Annotated in this window: 21 protein-coding genes; 11 read left to right on the plus strand and 10 right to left on the minus strand. The window is 47.1% G+C overall.

The genetic code is table 11. The features are described from left to right. Position 1 precedes the first annotated feature (1 nt). Positions 2–1,993 (minus strand): oxidoreductase, encoded by a 1,992-nt coding sequence (locus ACIDITHRIX25_RS70880; protein WP_201732360.1) that lies wholly within the window; start codon positions 1,991–1,993, stop codon positions 2–4. 763 nt (positions 1,994–2,756) lie between these two features. On the opposite strand from ACIDITHRIX25_RS70880, the gene ACIDITHRIX25_RS70885 reads away from it, so the two are divergent. Genes ACIDITHRIX25_RS70885 through ACIDITHRIX25_RS70895 form a run of 3 tightly spaced genes read left to right on the plus strand, consistent with a single transcriptional unit; the run spans position 2,757 to position 3,542 of the window. Then, positions 2,757–3,056, plus strand: a complete 300-nt coding sequence (locus tag ACIDITHRIX25_RS70885) for a hypothetical protein (RefSeq protein ID WP_201732361.1) — start codon at positions 2,757–2,759, stop codon at positions 3,054–3,056. Beyond that, entirely contained in the window at positions 3,049–3,303 is a 255-nt protein-coding gene (locus tag ACIDITHRIX25_RS70890) for a hypothetical protein (protein WP_201732362.1), read from the plus strand. Before ACIDITHRIX25_RS70885 ends, ACIDITHRIX25_RS70890 begins: the two co-directional genes overlap by 8 nt. After that, positions 3,300–3,542 (plus strand): hypothetical protein, encoded by a 243-nt coding sequence (locus tag ACIDITHRIX25_RS70895; RefSeq protein WP_201732363.1) that lies wholly within the window; start codon positions 3,300–3,302, stop codon positions 3,540–3,542. Before ACIDITHRIX25_RS70890 ends, ACIDITHRIX25_RS70895 begins: the two co-directional genes overlap by 4 nt. Before the next feature lie 360 nt (positions 3,543–3,902). Here the strand turns inward: ACIDITHRIX25_RS70895 and ACIDITHRIX25_RS000000104105 are convergent, their stop codons facing one another. Beyond that, the gene (locus ACIDITHRIX25_RS000000104105; protein WP_502756205.1) at positions 3,903–4,106 is read right to left on the minus strand and encodes a transposase; all 204 of its coding nucleotides are present in this window, start codon (positions 4,104–4,106) and stop codon (positions 3,903–3,905) included. 119 nt (positions 4,107–4,225) lie between these two features. On the opposite strand from ACIDITHRIX25_RS000000104105, the gene tnpA reads away from it, so the two are divergent. Continuing rightward, positions 4,226–4,474: an IS200/IS605 family transposase gene (tnpA, locus tag ACIDITHRIX25_RS000000104110; RefSeq protein WP_502756196.1), complete on the plus strand. Its 249-nt coding sequence runs from the start codon at positions 4,226–4,228 to the stop codon at positions 4,472–4,474. Positions 4,475–4,932: 458 nt separating this feature from the next. On the opposite strand, the gene ACIDITHRIX25_RS70905 is transcribed toward tnpA, so the two are convergent. The 3 genes from ACIDITHRIX25_RS70905 to ACIDITHRIX25_RS70915 all read right to left on the minus strand — a co-directional run bounded on the left by ACIDITHRIX25_RS70905 (position 4,933) and on the right by ACIDITHRIX25_RS70915 (position 9,284). Beyond that, positions 4,933–5,418: a MarR family winged helix-turn-helix transcriptional regulator gene (locus ACIDITHRIX25_RS70905; RefSeq protein ID WP_052605375.1), complete on the minus strand. Its 486-nt coding sequence runs from the start codon at positions 5,416–5,418 to the stop codon at positions 4,933–4,935. A gap of 48 nt (positions 5,419–5,466) precedes the next feature. Then, entirely contained in the window at positions 5,467–8,661 is a 3,195-nt protein-coding gene (gene icmF / locus ACIDITHRIX25_RS70910; protein ID WP_201732367.1) for a fused isobutyryl-CoA mutase/GTPase IcmF, read from the minus strand. A 317-nt stretch (positions 8,662–8,978) separates the two neighbouring features. Beyond that, entirely contained in the window at positions 8,979–9,284 is a 306-nt protein-coding gene (locus tag ACIDITHRIX25_RS70915; RefSeq protein WP_052605373.1) for an antibiotic biosynthesis monooxygenase family protein, read from the minus strand. Positions 9,285–10,596: 1,312 nt separating this feature from the next. Here ACIDITHRIX25_RS70915 and ACIDITHRIX25_RS70920 point away from each other — a divergent pair. Together ACIDITHRIX25_RS70920 and ACIDITHRIX25_RS70925 are read left to right on the plus strand one after the other, a co-directional pair. Next, positions 10,597–11,418 (plus strand): class I SAM-dependent methyltransferase, encoded by an 822-nt coding sequence (locus tag ACIDITHRIX25_RS70920; RefSeq protein ID WP_201732368.1) that lies wholly within the window; start codon positions 10,597–10,599, stop codon positions 11,416–11,418. Between the two features lie 159 nt (positions 11,419–11,577). Next, positions 11,578–12,396, plus strand: a complete 819-nt coding sequence (locus ACIDITHRIX25_RS70925; RefSeq protein WP_201732369.1) for a thioesterase family protein — start codon at positions 11,578–11,580, stop codon at positions 12,394–12,396. Here the strand turns inward: ACIDITHRIX25_RS70925 and ACIDITHRIX25_RS70930 are convergent. From ACIDITHRIX25_RS70930 to ACIDITHRIX25_RS70935, 3 genes are all read right to left on the minus strand, one after another. Beyond that, positions 12,386–12,634 carry a hypothetical protein gene (locus tag ACIDITHRIX25_RS70930; RefSeq protein ID WP_152625949.1) on the minus strand — a complete coding sequence of 83 codons (249 nt, stop codon included), beginning with the start codon at positions 12,632–12,634 and terminating at the stop codon, positions 12,386–12,388. The genes ACIDITHRIX25_RS70925 and ACIDITHRIX25_RS70930 overlap by 11 nt on opposite strands. A gap of 408 nt (positions 12,635–13,042) precedes the next feature. Beyond that, a complete protein-coding gene (locus ACIDITHRIX25_RS000000104115) occupies positions 13,043–13,180 on the minus strand; it encodes a LuxR C-terminal-related transcriptional regulator (RefSeq protein ID WP_201732940.1) in 138 nt (45 codons plus the stop codon). Continuing rightward, complete coding sequence (locus ACIDITHRIX25_RS70935; protein ID WP_201732370.1) at positions 13,158–13,688, minus strand: response regulator; 531 nt, start codon at positions 13,686–13,688, stop codon at positions 13,158–13,160. Before ACIDITHRIX25_RS70935 ends, ACIDITHRIX25_RS000000104115 begins: the two co-directional genes overlap by 23 nt. A 483-nt stretch (positions 13,689–14,171) precedes the next feature. Between ACIDITHRIX25_RS70935 and ACIDITHRIX25_RS70940 the strand changes: the two genes are divergently transcribed. The 5 genes from ACIDITHRIX25_RS70940 (at position 14,172) to ACIDITHRIX25_RS70960 (ending at position 17,896) form a co-directional block, all read left to right on the plus strand. After that, positions 14,172–14,744, plus strand: a complete 573-nt coding sequence (locus ACIDITHRIX25_RS70940) for a hypothetical protein (RefSeq protein WP_201732371.1) — start codon at positions 14,172–14,174, stop codon at positions 14,742–14,744. 111 nt (positions 14,745–14,855) lie between these two features. Further along, positions 14,856–15,446 (plus strand): hypothetical protein, encoded by a 591-nt coding sequence (locus tag ACIDITHRIX25_RS70945; RefSeq protein WP_201732372.1) that lies wholly within the window; start codon positions 14,856–14,858, stop codon positions 15,444–15,446. 480 nt (positions 15,447–15,926) lie between these two features. Beyond that, positions 15,927–16,229: a hypothetical protein gene (locus tag ACIDITHRIX25_RS70950; RefSeq protein WP_152626215.1), complete on the plus strand. Its 303-nt coding sequence runs from the start codon at positions 15,927–15,929 to the stop codon at positions 16,227–16,229. 86 nt (positions 16,230–16,315) lie between these two features. Beyond that, positions 16,316–17,266 carry a hypothetical protein gene (locus ACIDITHRIX25_RS70955; protein ID WP_201732373.1) on the plus strand — a complete coding sequence of 317 codons (951 nt, stop codon included), beginning with the start codon at positions 16,316–16,318 and terminating at the stop codon, positions 17,264–17,266. Positions 17,267–17,422: 156 nt separating this feature from the next. Next, the gene (locus ACIDITHRIX25_RS70960; protein WP_201732941.1) at positions 17,423–17,896 is read left to right on the plus strand and encodes a relaxase domain-containing protein; all 474 of its coding nucleotides are present in this window, start codon (positions 17,423–17,425) and stop codon (positions 17,894–17,896) included. 335 nt (positions 17,897–18,231) lie between these two features. On the opposite strand, the gene ACIDITHRIX25_RS70965 is transcribed toward ACIDITHRIX25_RS70960, so the two are convergent. Both ACIDITHRIX25_RS70965 and ACIDITHRIX25_RS70970 read right to left on the minus strand, forming a co-directional pair. Beyond that, complete coding sequence (locus tag ACIDITHRIX25_RS70965) at positions 18,232–18,537, minus strand: hypothetical protein (RefSeq protein WP_201732374.1); 306 nt, start codon at positions 18,535–18,537, stop codon at positions 18,232–18,234. Between the two features lie 281 nt (positions 18,538–18,818). Next, a complete protein-coding gene (locus ACIDITHRIX25_RS70970; RefSeq protein ID WP_201732375.1) occupies positions 18,819–19,673 on the minus strand; it encodes a transposase in 855 nt (284 codons plus the stop codon). Positions 19,674–19,703 lie beyond the last annotated feature (30 nt).

The following is a 19,703-nucleotide window of genomic DNA, read 5'->3' on the forward strand; positions in this document are numbered from 1 at the left end:
TCTAGTGGCCCCCTTGATTTGTAGATGCATAGAGTTTTTCGATGACTCCCTCGATCGCGACTTTTGCGTCATAGGTTGCATGGGCCAGCGTTCGTGGAGCTTGTGCGTCACCGATTAATTCAAAATTAAGATCGCGCCATCGTATGTCATTTGCCCTATAAGGCGAAGCATCGACGATAATGTCACAAGGAATCTTGATTAATTCAGAACTAAAGGAGCTTATCAGGTGGAGTCCGTCGTGTTGGACTATTGGGGAGACGGCCTCGTAGGTGACTTCGTTCCCACTTCTAAGTAGTCGATGATTTGCGCCAACTAAGTCATTGGTAAGAGAGAGGCCTGTGCCAATGATTGAATCAGTGGTGACAAAGTGAAAGGAGATATTTTGAAGGATCAAAAAGTCAGCTAGTGCAACCGCGGTCTCGGCTCCAATTGGATCATAGATAACTATCGATTTTCCGGCGAGCTCTTCTGCCGTACTAAAGAGCTCAATTGGCGAGATTACCCTTGGCCCTAAATCGAATTGTCCAAGGTCGCAATGGATTGGAATGGTGGTATTGAATTGAGAGCCTGATGCAATGATGATTGGGTTTAGGGACGACTGTCGCTCCATCAATTCATCTGGATCCACCTCGTATTCTAAGAGCAATTTTATGGGGCTCTCATTGATCTGTTTGATGTAGTAGCTGAGAAGCGCCTGCATGTGATAGTTAGGGTGAAATGGGGAGTATTTTGCCAATAGGCCACCTAGATGCGAGCTAGCTTCATAGATGGTGACTTGGTCGAAGTGACCAACAGCCTCAAGAGCCGCGTGCATGCCGGCTATTCCACCGCCGACTATAGATAGACGTGGCTTGGGCTTGTCCATTAAATTTCGATGCGTCACAGACTTTATCTGGGTCTTTGGCTGGGTGTCCTCATTTCCGACGCGTGGGTTTACAGTGCAATAGATCGGAGGGTTTCTGGAATCTCTCACGCAGCATCCGCGATTGCATGCAATACATGGGGTTGGTGCAAGATCTTTGGCTGATTTGGTTACGAACATGGAATCGGCGATCAAGACTTTTGTTAGATCGACCAGGTCCGCACCTAGCTCATTTAGAGCGAAGTTGGCATCTTCGATCGTGTAGATTCCACCACCAAAGACGATTCGGGGGCGTGATTCGACCTTTGGCGGCATCCTCTTTATGGCATCAGCCATGAAGAGGATGCCAGCGTGAAAGTCTGGGTCGGTCTCGCTTTGACTGTAAATTCCACCGCGCTCGATCGCGATGTAGTCAAAGCGATCTCGAAATTGATCGGTAATTTCGTGAGCATTTTCGGGGCTGATTCCTCCCCAAGGGGCTAATTCGTCGATCGATAGGCGAAGGCCTATTAGGCGATTACCCATAATTTTGCGAGTCGCTTCGGTGAGCTCGTTCAGAAGCCGAAGCCTATCAGAACCATACTCGTCGTCTCGGACGTTGGTTAGCGACGAGAGAAATTGGCGAATTAGAGAAAACTGTCCTCCATTGATCTCAATACCGTCACAACCAGCCTCGAGTCCGATTTTGCAGGCATTGCAAAAGCCATTGATTATCTCTTTGATTTGATCTTTCGACGCACCGGTACAAAGCTCTCGTGAATTTGTCTCTGGAAATGGGCTAGGTCCCAAGAGGACTTGTTGAGAATACGCACTTGAGCCTTGGCCACCGCTATGGCTTAATCCAAAGATTACCTTGGCGTTAGTTTCATGGATTTGGTCGACGAGGCCACGAAGAGATGGCCCAAGCAGAGGAGCAAGTGGAGCATACTCATAGGGCCAGTCATCACTTGTAACACTGGCGTATTCTGTGACGATTATTCCAACTTGGTTTATCGCTCGCTCTTTTAGGTAGCTTATGTAGCGTTGGCTGAAGCGGTCTCTTCGATTTAGGTTTGTTACATGTGGGGCGTGATATGATCTGCTTGAAAGTTCATAACTTGAAATTTCATATTTATCAAAAAGGCTCTTCAACTATCTGGTCCCAAGTTCGGAATGTGCGTCTTTATATTTATAGTCCAAAGCTGATGGCTAGATCAGACACTATTTGAATTGCCAGAGTAAAACTTGCTTTTTTGTAATACGAATCCAAATTCAGGGTCTCACAATTTGGTGGGCGTTCACTCCCTTTATGAGTGGAGGGGTCTTTGACAATGGTTTCGCATATCTAGGGAGTCTCTGTATAGGTTGGATATCTAATAGAAGTAGCACCGCGCTAAACCGCTACGAATTGAGAATTTTACACTGGCTTCCCAAGAGATTACACGAAAGTTCCTTTTGGTCGATCGATCCATTGTCGTTGAGGAAAGAGGGTGTCTTCTTGAATGAAGGTATGCCCTGTGGTGTTTTTAAGTGGAGAAGTGATCCCAATTGTCTTTGGGCGATAGCTTTTAGATCGATCTGAAGCTGAAACCGAAGCTCGTAAAGTCGAGTTGATGGCTCTCAGTATGGTTTCATGAGTTTGACTACTGTTGGGCCAGCGACTTCCTCTAAGGATGATTTTAGATAAGCGATACTGGAGTGACAAATGCGAAACGGGAGCAAGGCAATCCAACTTAGTGGTGGAATTTCTTGAAACGGTGGAAGTCGTTCCCGAGTTATGGACTGTTTCACTCTGCGTCCCGAGTTTAACTACTGTTGGGCCAGCGACTCCCTCTAAGGATGATTTTAGATAAGCGATACTGGAGTGACAAATGCGAAACGGGAGCAAGGCAATCCAACTTAGTGGTGAAATTTCTTGAAACGGTGGAAGTCGTTCCCGAGTTATGGACTGTTTCACTCTGCGTCCCGAGTTATTTTCTGGCTGCTAGGTGGAACGGTGGCTTTGGCGGGTTTGGCCGTACTTGTCTTCTGGGTCAGAACTGGTCTTCTTCCTACATTGACTATTGGGGAATCTTTTGCGCGAGACGCATTCGGGTTAACCGCTGGTGTCGGTGCCGCGGTCGGCTTGGTAGCGAACTATCGGGGACAAAAGTCAGCGGTGGAAGTTGCTTTAACTGACCGCTATTCTAGGGCAGCCGAGCATATGGGTGCATGAAAAGGCGGCGGTTCGCCTTGCTGGTGTGACAGCGATGGCACGCCTTGCCCATGACTGGGGGACCCAACGCCAGATGTGCGTCGACGTCCTTTGTGCCTATCTTCTTATGCCATTTGATGCATCTTATTCTGAAGAGATACAGGTCAGCGAAACATTAGCAGTCTTATTGCAAACCACGTTCGTGAAGATGAAAATGACGCTCTCATCTGGAATAATCGTGACTTTGACCTGTCGGAAGCTGCTTTGATAGATATTCAACTTGAAGGCGCAAAGTTTCGTGGTAAGGCGTCATTCGAAGACGTCATCTTCTCCGACAAAGCGTACTTCGCTATTGTCACCTTTTGCCTTAATGCGTACTTCCCAGATGCAAATTTTGTTGATAAACCTACATCGAAGGCGGTCAGCTGGGATCAAGTAGTCTTCGGCCTTTCCAAACCTCCTCCGGATAATGTTACGGGACTCATAGAAGGTGTTGCCCCCGTTTGATGGTCAAACGATGGTCGCGCATAAGTAAGATTGGAACCCGTTGCAAATTGTGTGATAGTGAGAGAATATGAGGGAAATACAAATGACGTGATTCTCTTTGCAACCGCGGCGTTCGGTTTAATCGTTTTCGTGACACTGGCATCGGTTGTTGTCAGACTTTAATTGAGGCTCAAAAGGTAATTTAATCAATTTGTGATTACCGTAGATTTGTCGGCTCTCCTAACATATATGTGGATCAAGCAACCCCTTCGTAGGGGAGCTTGAGATCAATCGGACCGCATGAAAGCATCACCAAAGCAAGTGTTGATTTTGCAGAGTGAAGACCATAGCATCTAGCAATGGCGGATCTAATTTTATTGTTTAGACACTCCACTCTTCCGTTGGAGACACCCTTTTCAAGCTAGGGGGCTCAATAGCAGCCATAATTCCATCTTTATGGGTTCGAATTGTCTTTGACAATCTGACAAAGCTAGGTATCTGTGATCGTGAAGCACGAGCACACCAGGAATCCAAGAACTCAGCTACTTCGTCATTGGATAATCCACTACCGGATATACCTCTTATAGCATTATTTACTAAGCACTATATTCCATTACATGAATGATGATTGGCGCAATGAAAGGCATGTTGTCTATTAATTACATGCACACATCGTATTAGCACCTAAATATCGACGTAATGTGATGACGCACACAGTAAGTGACGAGATAAAGTCTGCGATTCTTGAGGTGTGTACTCGTTTTGATGTCACCCTTGATGCTTTTGAGACAGACGGTGATCATGTACACCTGCTAATTACCTATCCACCGAAAGTTGCTTTATCAAGGCTGGTGATGTCTATGAAGACGCTCTCCGCCATGAGGGTGAGGGCAAAGAACTGGCCGGAGATCCAAGATGCTTTGTGGGGAAGTCGCTTCTGGTCGCCCTCATAGCCGATAGTGTTTTGTGGTGGAGCACCATTAGAGACGGTGAAGAAGTACATAGAAAATCAGAAACTCCCTAGACGTAAATCAGGGAGACCAAGAAAGGATGAGGTCGCTTGACCCCTCCCTTACGGAAACCGATTGCGCTCCCGTTGGTTCAATGGCTCCATTTCATCAACGAATTTGAATCCCATAGGCCTTGACTGGATACTTCAACTAGATCGCTTAGCGAGATAGCTTGGCTAAAAAATGATCCTAATAACTTAGTCAAATAATTTGACTGGGCGATATCAACGGGTAATTGCGATAGTTGAGCGACTTGGACTGGGTTTCCCACGGTAATGGCGGCTGAATTAGGGGAAGTTTGTCAAAAAACCTCTTCGGCAACAAGTGCTGACTGAACCCTGTCGCTTAGTTGTATTGTGGTCGAGAGGTGTGGGGGATTTCTTTGCAGGTGATCTTGCGGATTATTTGCTTAAACCCCTAACAGCGTTAATCAGTTTGATGAGTTCGAGATTTTGATTTTCTTTGAGATGTCCTATTCCAAAATCTACGTCATGAATTGCTTTTGTTGCTTCTTGCGCCAATTTCGTTCCAAGATCTGTAATGCGGGCTAGCGTCGTTCGCCTGTCGGTAGGGTGAGATATTCGCTCTACCAGTCCATCACTTGTAAGTTTGTCAATGATATTGGTGACAGATGTTGGGTGGATCATGAGGCGCTGTCCTAATTTGCTTAGCGGAAGTTCCCCTTTCTTGGTGAAAGAGAGAAGCATCAACGCCTCGTACCTAGCAAAGGTGAGTCCATAGGGCTTTAGGGAGTCGTCGGCAGCCTTCAGTATCAGCTGCTGGGCTCTCATGATTGAAGTTGCTGCAGCCATGTAGGTAGAATGTTCGGGCCATCGTTTGTCCCAATTAGCCTTAGCCTCGGCGATCGGATCGAAGTCATCGTCCATGTGTATTCAGATTCACTTTCAGTTGCATGGAATCTACATCATTTTAAGCTACACATTACGGCGGTAGATCCCGCCAACTTCAAAGAGCGCATTTGTGATTTGACCCAAGGTAGCTACTCGAGTCGTCTTCATCAGCTCCCCAAAGATATTCCCGTGTTCCAATGCTACGGCTTGGAGCCGCTCTAGAGCTAATTCTGCTTCGGATTTGTTTTTTTCTTTGAATTGGGCGACTCTTTGAACTTGTCCCATCTTTTCTTCCTCGGTAGCACGGGCTAGCTTGAGTTCAATCTGTGGTTGATTGGAGTCTTCAGGAGCTAAAAAGGTATTGACCCCGATGATTGGTAGCTCACCTGAGTGCTTTCGCTCCTCGTAATACATTGAGTCGTCTTGGATTTTGCTTCGTTGGTAGCCCATTTCCATGGCACCTAGCACGCCACCGCGTTCCGAGATCCGCTCTAATTCCTTGAGGACTGCCTCCTCTACAAGATCAGTCAATTCGTCGATGACAAAGCTTCCCTGCAGCGGATTTTCATTCATTGTCAGCCCCCACTCTCGATTGATGATCATCTGAATAGCTAGGGCACGCCGTACGGATTCATCGGTTGGCGTCGTAATCGCTTCGTCGTAGGCATTTGTATGGAGCGAGTTGGCGTTATCGTAGATTGCACAAAGTGCTTGAAGCGTCGTTCTAATGTCGTTGAATGAGATCTCTTGGGCGTGAAGAGATCGACCTGACGTTTGAATATGATATTTGAGGCGTTGTGAACGGTCGTTTCCGCCGTAGATGTTCTTGATCGCTATCGCCCAAATTCGTCTGGCCACCCTACCAATGACGTTGTACTCAGGGTCCATTCCATTCGAGAAGAAGAATGAGAGGTTGGGAGCGAATGCATCTATGTTCATACCACGCGCAAGGTATGCCTCCACGTAAGTGAAGGCGTTAGCAAGGGTAAAAGCTAACTGCGTTATGGGGTTGGCACCTGCTTCAGCGATGTGATATCCAGATATAGAGACTGAGTAGAAGTTGGACACGGCGTTCTCAACGAAGAACTCTTGTATATCACCCATTACCTTGAGCGAGAATTCTGTTGAAAAAATGCAGGTATTTTGGCCTTGGTCTTCCTTTAGGATATCGGCTTGAACTGTTCCTCGGACTGTCGATAGAACATGGGCTTCGATCTCGCTTTGTTCCGCGGTGGTTGGTTTTCGTCCCAGATTTGCTTCAAAGATCTCTAACTGCTGATCGATTGCCGTATTGAAGAACATGGCAAGGATCGTTGGGGCGGGGCCATTGATGGTCATCGAGACTGAGGTCTTGGGGTCGCAGAGGTCGAAGCCGCTATAGAGAACTTTCATATCGTCAAGGGTTGCTATTGACACTCCAGAGGTGCCAATTTTGCCATAGATGTCTGGGGGCAGATCTGGGTCACGGCCATAGAGGGTGACAGAGTCGAAGGCGGTTGAGAGACGAGTTGCACTTTGCCCCTTTGCCAAGAGGTGAAAGCGGCGGTTTGTTCGAAAGGCGTCACCTTCTCCTGCAAACATTCTGGCTGGGTCTTCATTGCGACGACGATAGGCAAATACTCCCGCTACATAAGGAAAGTGGCCAGGGAGATTTTCGCTCTTGACAAAGCGATAGATATCAGCCTTTGAGCTATATCGGGGAAAGCTGATAGCAGGAATTTCATTGCCGGATAGCGAAATTCTGTTGTAGCTTTCACTATGGTTCTTGGCTAAAATTTGCTCTTTGGTCTCTTGATAATGCTTTACGACTTGAAGTTCGTTTTGGCCGATCGCATCTTCCAGCGACGATATCTCGTTAGCGAGTTGGGGGATTTCAAGTAGCGTTTGTGTATATTGAAGTGCTTCTAGTTTCCTGATCAGTTCCGCAGTTTTGAGGGTGAATTGGTGATATCCACGAATTGTCGAAGCTACATCAAAGAGGTAACGAACACGATCGTTTGGAATTATCTGTCGCTCGTGGGTTGAATGACGGGTTTGGGTCCCCTTGATCTGTGTTCCAACTAGATCGCTTCTTCTTTGTGCAATGAGACTTGAAATGTATTTATAGAGGGCGGTTGTGCCGTCGTCGTTAAACCTTGATGCAATCGTGCCAAAGACCGGGGCGTCGCTAACATTTAGGCCACTTGAAAAGTGCTCTCTAACCCACTGACGTGCGACTAGGCGAAGTGCATCTTCGCCACCGCGGCGATCAAATTTGTTGATGGCGATGACATCTGCGAAGTCGATCATGTCGATCTTTTCGAGTTGGGATGCAGCTCCAAACTCGGGTGTCATTACATAGAGTGAAAGATCCGCAATCGCAGTTATTGCAGTGTCTCCTTGTCCGATTCCAGGGGTCTCTACGATAATTACGTCGAAGCCTCCCGCTTGGAGTACTTCGAGTATCTGCGCGGTGTAACTTGGAATTTCACTAGAAGCACCGCGGGTTGCAATTGACCTAAAGAAGATATTTGGGGAATCGATCGCATTCATCCGGATACGATCTCCAAGCAGAGCGCCACCACCACGGCGCCTCGTTGGATCGATAGCAAGTACTGCGATTGAGATCTTGTCCGAGTGATCAATTCTAAAGCGACGAATAAGTTCATCGGTGAGTGATGACTTACCGGCACCTCCAGTTCCGGTTATTCCAAGGATGACGCCTTTGTGCCCGGCGCTGGCGTATTGGCTGATCGCGTTTTTGGATGATTCATCAAGAGTCCCATCTTCGATATTTGTTATCGCCCTCGCGATTGCCCTGGGGTCGCGAAGTGGAATTCGTGCGACATTATCTGAGGTTATGATGGGAATTCGGTGATCGGCGGCTTTTATCAGCAGGTTGATCATCTTTACTAAGCCTAATTTTTGTCCATCTTCTGGTGAGAATATCTTTGCTACCCCATATTGCTCCAGTTCGGCGATTTCATGAGGGACGATAACGCCACCTCCACCACCAAAGACCTTGATGTCGGAGCCCTCTTCCTTGAGACGATCTACAAGATATTTGAAAAACTCTACGTGTCCGCCCTGGTATGAGCTAAGGGCGATGCCTTGAACGTCCTCTTCGATAGCAGTCTCGACTATCTCCTTGACTGAACGATTGTGACCTAGATGAATGACCTCGGCGCCCTGGGACATCAAAAGTCTGCGCATTATGTTTATCGAAGCATCGTGGCCATCAAAGAGTGAAGCGGCAGTTACGAACCTTATTGGACCATCTGGGAGATGTAGGTCATTCATATTCATATGATATAAGATAGTCGGACTTCCTACTATTTGCAAGTCAAACGAGTCAACAGTCGAGTTAACTATTTAATTGACTCTGTTAAGTTATTCGATAAGTGAACTCGGACCTGTAGGTCGCTCTTTTTGATGAAGGTGAAGGTTTATTCCTTGCAGTCGTTTCGATTTGGCGGCGCAGATAGAAATCAGTTTTGGGTCTGCATTGATCCAAGCTAAGGCCTGTCGTTTCAATGTGGCGTATTCAGGGTAGAACAGATCTCTTTCTGATAGGTAAAAGTTGCCTCGATCAGTTCGGAATCAACTCAAAATAGAACTCAATAAGCGCGGTTAACTGTTGCAATGCGAACCTTATAGGCCTGATACCACCTTTGCCTTCCTATCTGCTGCACCGCCTCATGTTCCATCACATGCTTCCACCTTTGTGCACAATCTTCGTCGCGCCAATATGAAACCGTAATACCAAGGTCGTCGCGAGCACTTTCAATCCCTAAATATCCATCTTGGATTTTGGCTAGGTGTTCCATTTCCTTGGCAGCCTCCATGTAGCCTTCGGTGTCCCGAGAGAGAATCGAGGTAAATATCACAGCGGTATATGGTGGTTGGGGAGTTTGAGCAAACATGGATGCGATTTTAGAGCCGCTAAGGCTTTAACGCTGGCAAGGATCACGAGATCTTTTTTATGAAGTCATCCGGGGAGTGGAAGTCATCTTGGTGGTGCTAGCGAGGTTGTATCGGAGTGGAATATTATAGATTAAGCAGCCATGGAGGGAATCTTTGGAGATAGATTTAAAACCCATCGTTTAGATCTCGCTTGGGCTGGGTGGTAATCGTTTGATCGTCGTCGAAGATGACACCAGATTACAAGATTACATAGGAGTGAGGCCTCTGTTATACCCTGTTCAACAATGGAAGACGGAACTCCTTGCCATTAGCCAATGAAGTTGTCCTACTGCTCTTATCTCTTCTCCAGATGGTACAAAACAAGGAGATACCCCAGCTAGTTGTGTGGTCGGGTTGGCCTTTTCTGTCGCTTTTTTCTAGTAGAGGTTGCCTTATTCAGACAAGCTCGGCCCGTTAGAACCTCTCATCTATAAATGGTAATTTGCCTAGACGTTTGAAGCCATTATTACCCAAGAAAGAGTGTTTGATTGCCTTGGTGAATCTCGTTTAGCTATTGACTAGCTTTTAGGACAACTTCGCCAAACCTGGCATTAATCTAGGATCATGAACCGGATAGCCTCAAAATGGGACGGTTTTCTATTGCCGCAGAGCGAGCGTTTTTCGATGGGGTAGCTGAGAAAACTTAGGATGCCCCAGCCTTGACAACTCCAGCCTTTACAAAAGGTCTTCTCTAGGTGAAGTGGACCAAGAGGCTCGCGAACGTATCTGATCACAGAAATGAATCAATGTAGATCTGGCTCCATAAAGATGAAATCGAAGGATTAGGTTTGTCGAACCTACGCATGGGCAGCAATAATAGACTACTAACTTCAGGTGTCAGAAGCTACGCCAATATAGAGCTGAACAGGGTAGTAGTGATTTTGTGGCTCAATTGAAATTCACCAGGGCACGGTCACTCTTTCTTGCGCGTAGAGTTGCATATTTAGTAAATTGCAATTTGTAAAATTGGATTTTTCCGTTCCGAAATGCATTGTGTCAGAGATGCGACGATTGCTGCTTTGAATCAACTTTCGATTCACCGGTTGGAGCTGGAGCTTCCATGGGCTGAATTTAGATATGAAATTTGATTGACGCAGTCAAACAATGTCGAAGAAGTAACCCTGGCTAGGATTATCTTGGTAGTTGGTGTTGGATGTGGCTCTTTGGCCTTGCAAGTACAGGGGCTATTGGCTAGTTGTATCTAGCATTTGTGTGTCATGGCTTTCTGGCGCGGATATAAGATCTCGAGGCGATTTGAGAATAGGGGTAGACGTGCTGGGTGAAGATGAGATGATTGCCGCCAATAGAGGTTATTGGGAGGCGGTGGTTGAGTCGCACTTTGACTCTGACTTTTACGAGGTCGACAAGTGGCTCTCGACTGGTCTTTCGATGCGAGAGCGAGAAGAAGATCTTCTTGGGGATCTAACCGATAAAGACGTTGTGCATTTGCAATGCCACTTCGGCAAGGACTCTTTGTCGATCGCTGCAGCAGGCGCGAGGGTGATCGGAATCGACTATTCGCAGACTGCAATTGAAAAGGCGAGAGAGTTAGCTCGTAGAGTTGGCCTTTTTGAGCGATGCAGCTTTGAAATATGTTCAGTTGAAGAGGTTGCAGTAACCTTCGTTAAAGATTTGGCTGATCTTGTCTATTTGAGCTTAGGTGCTATCTGCTGGATAGCAAAGATTGATTCTTGGGCTAAGGCTGTCGATCATCTTCTAAGGCAGGGCGGAGTGCTTTTTATGCATGAGGTCCACCCTTTGGCGCAAATGGTTGAGCGGGTGGATGGAAATTGGTCCCTCTCGGGTGACTACTTCGAGAAGGATTCACCAATGATAGACGAGTCCGAAGGAAGCTATGTGGATGGTTCAGATGATCTAGGCACATTTAAAACCTACATCTGGAATCATTCCATCGGCGAGATAGTCACGGCGCTAACGTCTCGGGGCTTTGTTATCACGCATCTTGAAGAACATTCTTGGACCTCGTTTTTGAATGCTGAAGGAATGACCAAGAGCACAAATGAACACTTCGTCCAACCCGATGGCTGGGTCCAATTGCCTTTGAGCTTTACCCTTATGGCTACGAAGCGCTAGCGCTCGAGCAAATTTATTCTATATTCCTGGGCTGGTGCTCGGAGTGGAATTTGTTGGCGAGCTAAGGCCAAATCTTCCACATGTTTTTCATCTAAGTAGTAGTTGGCTCTAGGAAGTTAGGATCTATCTCTTAGTTGAGATGCGGTGCAGGGAGTGGTTTTGAAGAAGTTATTTTCGGGTGTATCTAAGTTGGAAAAGATAGGTGAGGGTCATTATGGTGCGATCATAGATGAGGATTTCACCATCGCTGGTAAGCCAAATGGCGGTTACCTCTTGGCTTTGGTCGACCGAGCAATCCTTAGCGAGACAAGCTTTGGCGATGTCTTATCCTCAAACTGCACATATCTGATATCTCCTGATCCAGGACCCGTCGAGATAGATGTTACTTTATATCGCAGCGGGCGCAACTTTGCTCAACTCGGTGGGCAAATGACTCAAGGGGGCCAACTTTGTCTTGTGGTGACAACAGTTGTCACCACTTTTGATCCATTGGCAAAGCCTTATTGGGAGCGAGATGAGCAATTCCAATCGGTTACTCCATGGGATCAGTGTCTTAGCATTCCAGTTCAATCCCCTGGAGGTTTCAAAGCTGCGATTATGGAACAGGTTGATATTCGACTTGATCCCAACGTCAAGATATATAGCGAAAACTTTCCATCGGGCAGTGGCGAGTTACGGGGATGGTTGAGACTTCCAGAGGGTGAAGACTTTGACTCGGTTTCGCTTCAGTATGCCCTGGACTCTTTTCCGCCAGCAACCTTTGAGATCGAACGGTCTGGCTGGGTGCCGACACTAGCGCTAAATACCTACGTTCGTACGAGGCCAGCACCTGGGTCGCTGTGGATAATGCAGCGTGCCAACCTAATTCAGGGTCAATTGGTCGACGAAAGATGTTACGCATGGGACTCTAGTGGGGCATTAGTTGGCCAAGCTACTCAAATAGCAGGAGTTCGCCTGGGCGAGTACGCTATCGGATAAATGGAAAGTTCTTAGTGGCATATAGCCTTCTATCTCCTTTTGTAAGAGCACACTCGTTTCCATCGAGTGCCGCAACTGCATCAAAGATCTCTAAACCTGCGATGAAGACAGCAGTGGCTAGTCCATCGGCGATTGTGAGAGATGGTCCAACAACGGTTGCAGATAGGTTGTCAATCTTCCTGTAAGGTAAGCGGTGAGTTTCAGGACAGTTGTTGCATTTGCCTACTTTTAGATCCATTGACTCTAGAGTATGGCAGTTTGTTCCAACTTGCTTTGCAAGCCAGAAAGACCATACCCTAGGTGTCTTTTGAGGGTAATCTTCCAGGAATTTAAAGCTCAAAAAACCTCGAAATCATCTTTTGGGCTGTAGATTTCTCGGCGATTAACTTAAAAAATGCCTAGGCTCTGCTCTTCCTGGTTAGCGAATCAGTTCAAACGGATTTGTGTAATATATTTCTAAAAGAAGCTGCCATATTCTGGAAATGGTAGATATTAACGCGGGCAAATTCGAGAACTATCCTGAAACTCACCGCTAGGTGTTGCCTCGGTATGAAAGTATCCTTGCTTGATCTTGGTATCGAGATTTCTAGCTATCCACCTAAAGAGCAACGTCAACGCTTCTCCCTGTGCAATATGAGATCACAAGTTATTCTACCAATTCCCCACCTTTTGCAACTAGGGCTGCCCTTGACCTTACAGTTAACCTATCGTGAAGATGAGCGACGTGTGACCGGATAGTGTTTTCTGAGATGTACAGCAGGCTAGCTATATCTGCGTTCGCCAGCCTGCTGTACTACTAATTTCAATATATCAAGCTCTCTAGATGAGCACTTAGAACTCAGCACTTCGACGTGCAGTTTTTGAGGCTGTTTCGCAGTAAGACTGGTGACAAGGTTTCGCAACATCTTTGGAGAAATAAGAGCATCTCCTCTGTGCGTAGTAATGATCGCGCTATAGAGATCTTGGGGTGGGTCGGACTTAAGGATAAAACCTTGGGCTCCAGCGTGAAGGGCTGAAAGTACCATTTGATTGAGATCGAAGGTAGTTAGGATCACAATCTCTGGAGCCCCAACAAAATGATCCTTGATTTGTTTTGTCGTCTCTACTCCAGAGAGTCCGGGCATTGAAATATTCATAAGGACTACGTCACGCCGCAAAGTTTCAATATATGAGATCACTCCATGACCATTTTGTAAGCTGCCCACAACTTTCATATCATCTCTTGAGGAAATTAGAACCTCAATCGACTCTATGACCTCACGCTCGTCATCGATAATTAGGATACGAATCATTGAATTTTCGTATTGTTCCAAGGAATAAAGGCTGTGAAGCTACCTCTATTCGAACCCGTAACTAATGCTTAGCCGGCGCACCCACCTAGAAATTGGGCTCTTGTTTGACAATTAATAAGTCCAGTCCCATGGCGGCTTCTTTGGTTACGATCATCAATAGGACCATTATCCAAGTGTTTATTGAAAAGCTTTCATCAAGAAAATAAAGGCCGAAGAACCCAAAAATCATCTTTTAAGCAGATGCGACGCGCAAAATAAATAGTTAGCGTTACTACCAGTGTTCTATGACTACGGAGGTTGGCTTCGAATGTGGTGATGGCCATGGAATTATTTATAGCAGAACCAATAAATCAAGGCCTTATCCACGATAGGCGAACTTGTTTAACGAGCCGTATCGACGAACGCTATCAGCATGATAGCTAATAAGCAAGAGGGGGTGTTCACAGTGGGTATTAAAGAATAACAGGAAGGATCGCAGTTGGTTTGGGGGCATTGGCTGTTAGCGCGGCCGCCATTGGCGTTAGTGCGACCGGCGCATCTGCTACAGCAGCTCAAGGTGCTGATCTAGTTGCCGTTACGCACGTATATTTGTCGAACATCGTTGTAAGCGAAAATGTTGCGATTCAAATTCCTCCCCAGCTAACGCACAATAGTTTGCTCACGCCACTGACGGCCAGCGGATGCACAGGAGCACCTCCAGGGTTGGGTCAGTTTGGAGTGTTCATCAGAGTAACCGGTTACGGCACCTACGTATCGAACGTGGTAAAAAGTGCCTATGCGAGCTACAGTGGCTGCAGTGCTGCGCAGCTCATCCGCAATGGAGCGGTTATAAAGCAGGCGCCAATTGTGTGTTACGGCAATCCGAATACATACTGCTTCGGATACGGTTGTGGACAAGCTGGAACCATGCTTTGCGTAACGTTCAGCTTTTACAGCAACTCTTGGTTCCACGTAGGCGATAAGTTGTGCGTTCGCTATGTTGGGGAGGATGGTACCACTCCGTTCCAATGGAATGGCGGCTCATCTACGCCCATGTCGTGCGAGACCATTGGCTGAAAGCTACAGTCGTAGCTATTGCTATTTGGTTATAGGTAATCGATAGGGCTCCGTATTCAATCCTTGAGTGGCGATACTTAAATTAGGGCAGGAATTACAAGGAGGAACAGTGTGTACGCAGAGATTCAAGGGGCCCACAGCCTATTTAGAGGAGGGGTGCTCGGAGCAACCTTCACTTTCGTTGCTTCGGCAGTTCCCGTCTTATCGGCGTGTGTTGGAATTGCAACTCGCCCGTGGCGTCGTTTTGAATTGATTGTGGCCGCGGCGGTAGGAGCAGCGATCTCGCTGCTGGCTAATCTTGGCTTGCTTTCATCGATGCTGTTCTCCGCCTCTGCATCTAGGGAAATCGGCGGCGCCATGACAGTTGTTCTCATCTTCTTGGTCGCCGTTGTTGTGCCGTTTTTCGCAGTGCGACTTGCATTAGATCGAAACGGCTGGATTGTATACGCTAGTTTGGCAGGGCTCTTTCTGGACTTGCTGTTGAACGCATCGCTTCTCGGATGGTCAATTTCGAGTCTGTCGGTGCAAACTGTGGTTACCAGCATTGATATTATTGCGGCGGTCGTGCTCCCGGTGGTAGTCGTAATTCGTCGAAGCTTAAAGCTAGAACGGTTGGTTATCTCATTGACACTTAGTCTCCCGGTCGCAATATACATAATGATTGGGATCTCCTCAGCCTTTTGGGCTGGAGGACGTATTTGATCGAGCGTTTCAAGCCAATCCAAAATCAATATTTAACTTTATTATCGATTAGTTGATAAATTTGAAATACTTTTCCAGTGAATATCAGAATAGCTATCGCACTTGCCTGCTTTTAGATCTACCTATTCCAGAAAAAAGCAGCTGGTTTCAACAATTCATTATGCAAAGCCGTTTCAACTTGCTTTGCAAGCCAGAAAAACCACGGCCTAGGTATCTTTTGAGGGTAATCCGCCAGGAATTTAAACCCGAAAAACCCAAAATCATCTTTTAAGCAGATGCGACGCGCAAAATAAATAGTTAGCGTTACTACCAGTGTTCTATGACTACGGAGGTTGGCTTCGAATGTGGTGGTGGCCATGGGGATGCTTTATAGCAGAATCAATAAATCAAGGTCTTATCCACGATAGGCGAACTCGTTTAACGAGCCGTATCGACGAACGCTATCAGCATGATAACCATTAATAAGAGGGGATGTTCACAATGGGAATTAAAAGAATAACAGAAAGGATCGGAGTTGGATTGGGGGCATTGGCGTTATCGAGTGTGGCGGTCGGATTAACTGGGTCTGCAGCATGGGCGAGTGGCGCACCTCGCCCCCAAACCCCCAAACCCGCATTAATATGCAAGCCAGGAGGTACCTGCGGATCTGTAGCATACTGGGCAGGCGAGGAATGCGATAATCCCGGTGATTATGCGCTCGACCCTTATGGCACACCGCTTGAGTGTCATTACGTCGGGACTGACGCGTATGGCAGTCCGATCTTTATCTGGGTTGAGGCTTGAGGATATGTCTGGGAATAACTTGAAACTCAGCTTCGACTGGGACATGTACTATAGCCCTCAATTCAGTATGGTGCTCATAGGGAAAGGTGCATGCATTGCGATCGATCAAAGTTGAAACTTCGCCTCTTCCCTCCGCCGAGCTTGTCGAATACCTAAGTAGCCTTCTGGTTCGTGACTTTTCCGACACCGTACGTTGGCTTCCGAGACGATTAGGCGCTGGCGCATTGTTTGGGGGCGAGGTACTCATCTGTGCAGACTGGGCTTATCAGCTAAATCTCGGACCCTCGGTCAAAGAGGCGCTCTCCTACTTTCAGCTGGACGGTGCTCTCGGACTCCATGAGTTGGGACTGTCAGTAGTCGACGAACTTGGTTTTATTGGTGAGCGGAGTGGAGCATGGGAGTTGACCATAGGAGAGCCTAAAGCTTTGGTACAGTCCCATCGCGATGGGCAAGCGGTTATGAGTTCTGCTTGTCGTTCTGCTCTCTATCAAGCGACCCTGCTTGCAGCATACGAGGAGCTGGAGGTTGTGCCGTCGGCCCTCTTTTTCCTAACGTTAGCCTTGTCATCATCCATGGTCAATCGCCTAGGACAACGTGCCCTAGTGATTGATGAGGGCAGATTATTTTCGACGAATAGCACTTACGACGATTTTCAACGAAGATTTTGCCAAGTTCCCTTGGAAGAGTTTCTCGCTTCTGAGACCCCATTGTCGGCTCGGTATGCGACCGATGTGGAAGCAATTGTAAGCGCTTTGTTCGACGGATCCATACCGGAGTTTCAATTTCCGACTGGCTTTATCCCCTTGTCAAGGTTATTGGTTGAACAGGGTTTGGCTCCTGGGGGTTGGGAGCCTGGGAAATGGCGTCCAGTAGTTCTTAGTGATGATTCAGCGGAGATTTTACGTCTGTCGAATCTACTCAGTCGCCGTGGAATGCTCTATCAATCTCTTCCGAATAAAAGTCACGCGATGCCTCGATATCTGTATGTAAGGAGTGAGGACATGCGCCATATTTGGGCTAACTTTCGAGGGGAGTAAAACCTTTATCTCTTGTGGGTCCAGCTTCCACACATTTCACTATGAGTCGCTTGATTTGGCGTTGACGATGGCAGGTTCGAGTTGTGCTAACCACCTGTTCCAACCCAATCTGTTGCGAGCCACCTACTCCAACCCCCGAAAAACAAGACAGCACACATCTATCAAGGCGACGGGAGAGGTGCTGCCACCTATTTTTCAGATGGGCTAGGCATAGAGACGACAGGTGGCTATTACTCCGAAGGCGGATCGCAATTAATTGCCGAACACACTTGGCAAAACGGCAAAATCGTATCAAGCCTTGGTCTAGATGAAGCCGCCTTCAAAGCTTGGGTTGAGGGGATCGATCCAATAACAGGTGAGCACCGCGGAGGAAGAGGTGGAGGCCAAGAGCGACAAGGTGTGCGCTTTGTCGAATTCAACGTGAACAATCCCAAATCTCTATCTATTGTTGCATCTCAGAATCGCGAGATCGCCGATGCTCTTGATGAAGTCTTGGATCGCCAAGCCGATGCAATCTCTAGCTATCTCTCGCGTACTTCAGTAACTCGTATAGGCAAACGAGGAGCACAAGAACAAGTAGGAGGTCTGGTCTTATCGGTAGCCCGTGCACGACATATGACAAGTCGTTAGGGTGATCCTCATCGCCATCTACACCTCATGGTCAACTGTAGAGTACGCGCAATGGATGGTACTTGGCGTGGATTAACCTGAATCCACAGAATTGGACCAGCTTGAGCCCTTCGGTGTGACTCTGAGTCGGTTTTTTGGAACTGATTTAGGTTTGACGGAGGGTCTATGGTTTAAATCTGGTTTCAGAGTGCCAAATATAACCTATTCCCTTTGTGGTTGAGCCTGTTTGGTCATTTTTGAGATTCTGAAATCTCATTTTGGGTATAGTGACCTAATCCCTTGTCTTCTAGAGCAGTTCCTTCAAGTAATATTCAGTGTGTTAGGTAACCAGATGTTCAGGTGATGGCGATCTCAAACTTTCTGATCCGATCAAGAGCCTCTAAGAACTTATCCTTATAGTGCCAGTGTTCTTCAAGATGCAGTATTACTTTTCTAGCTGAACGAGTGATATGTCCTGCGATCTGAAAGTAACACCGTCGAAGCTTTGGTGTGGTGATAACAGTTTCTGTAATAGCACCTATTCGCGCCAGGTTGTGCAGTTGCACCGCGCCAGGTTGTGCAGTTGCACCGCGCCAGGTTGTGCAGTTGCACCGCGCCAGGTTGTGTGCAGTTGCACCGTGCCAGGTTGTGTGCAATTGCACCAATGGCTAACCAGACCAGAGCCAACCAAACGGCATTAGCGTTCTTGTATCGGGATGGAACATGATTCCACCTAGAACCTCCTTTGAGATCCTTGATGACTAGTTCGATCTGGGCATGTGCTCGGTGATCAGCCTCAAGGAAAAGCGTTTCGCCTTGTCGATCGGTAATAAATGCGTGATAGTCATAGTCACTAAATAGTGCCAGCTGAGACCCTGGAGTAGGCTTGACCCTTCCTACGATAAGACGAACGTCTTGTCTATCTCTTGCAAATGCGCAATATTTACTGTATTTGACGGTATTTCACTTCTGCTACATCAGCTCCACCTTCAAGCCAATAAGGAATTGAAGTCCAGGCATCCTCTTGTATATCGGAGATGATACCTTTTAGTCTCTTGGACATCCGTGTTGTAATAGAAAAGCGAGCATCACCCGCACTAGCTGCGTCTCTAACGGCTCTTGAGAAGAACCCAGAGTCAAAACGCATGGTTATTTCACCAGTTGCTCCAGCGGCTCTGGCATTGTTGATTACCTGGGTTACAAACTCCCCGGCACCACGGGCGGTATTGGCGTTGCCTTCACGAGTCACTATTCCAAGAATGTCACCTGTTTTACCAACTGCTGCTAGGTGTGGGTGATACCCCCTTAGGTTGGTATAACCAAATCCAGCTCCTTCTTTTTTGTTTCCATATGCCTGACATATTGTGGAATCAACATCAATGGTGAACGGCTCATCACCTGGACCTGCTCCAGCTAGCCAGGCTCGTTCTAGCAACAAAGCTGCAACTCGTTCAACATCTGCGATGTCACTGGTCTCAAAACTACGCAAGAAGACACCAAGAGTGGATGGTGCTGGCATTATCTGACCAAGGATAACTTGCGCATTTGGGCTTTCAAGGATTGCAGTGTCATCAATGCAATCACCACCGGCCAAGATAGATGCGACGATAGCCATAGCTTTTCTGCCAACATTTGCTCGTCCAGGACGATCCTCTAGGTCAATGTGTAAATCAAAGAGATCCCTAAGGCCAAGTCTCTCAGCAAGGGTGATAGGGAGTATTAACCCACTGTTGGAAACTGCGTTCGAATCGTCAAAGGTGACTATCAAACACTCTAAAGCACTAGTAGATGCTCGCATCTAAAAGGTGCTCCTTGAACTGATAGATTT

It is taken from the genome of Acidithrix sp. C25 (assembly GCF_904848545.2).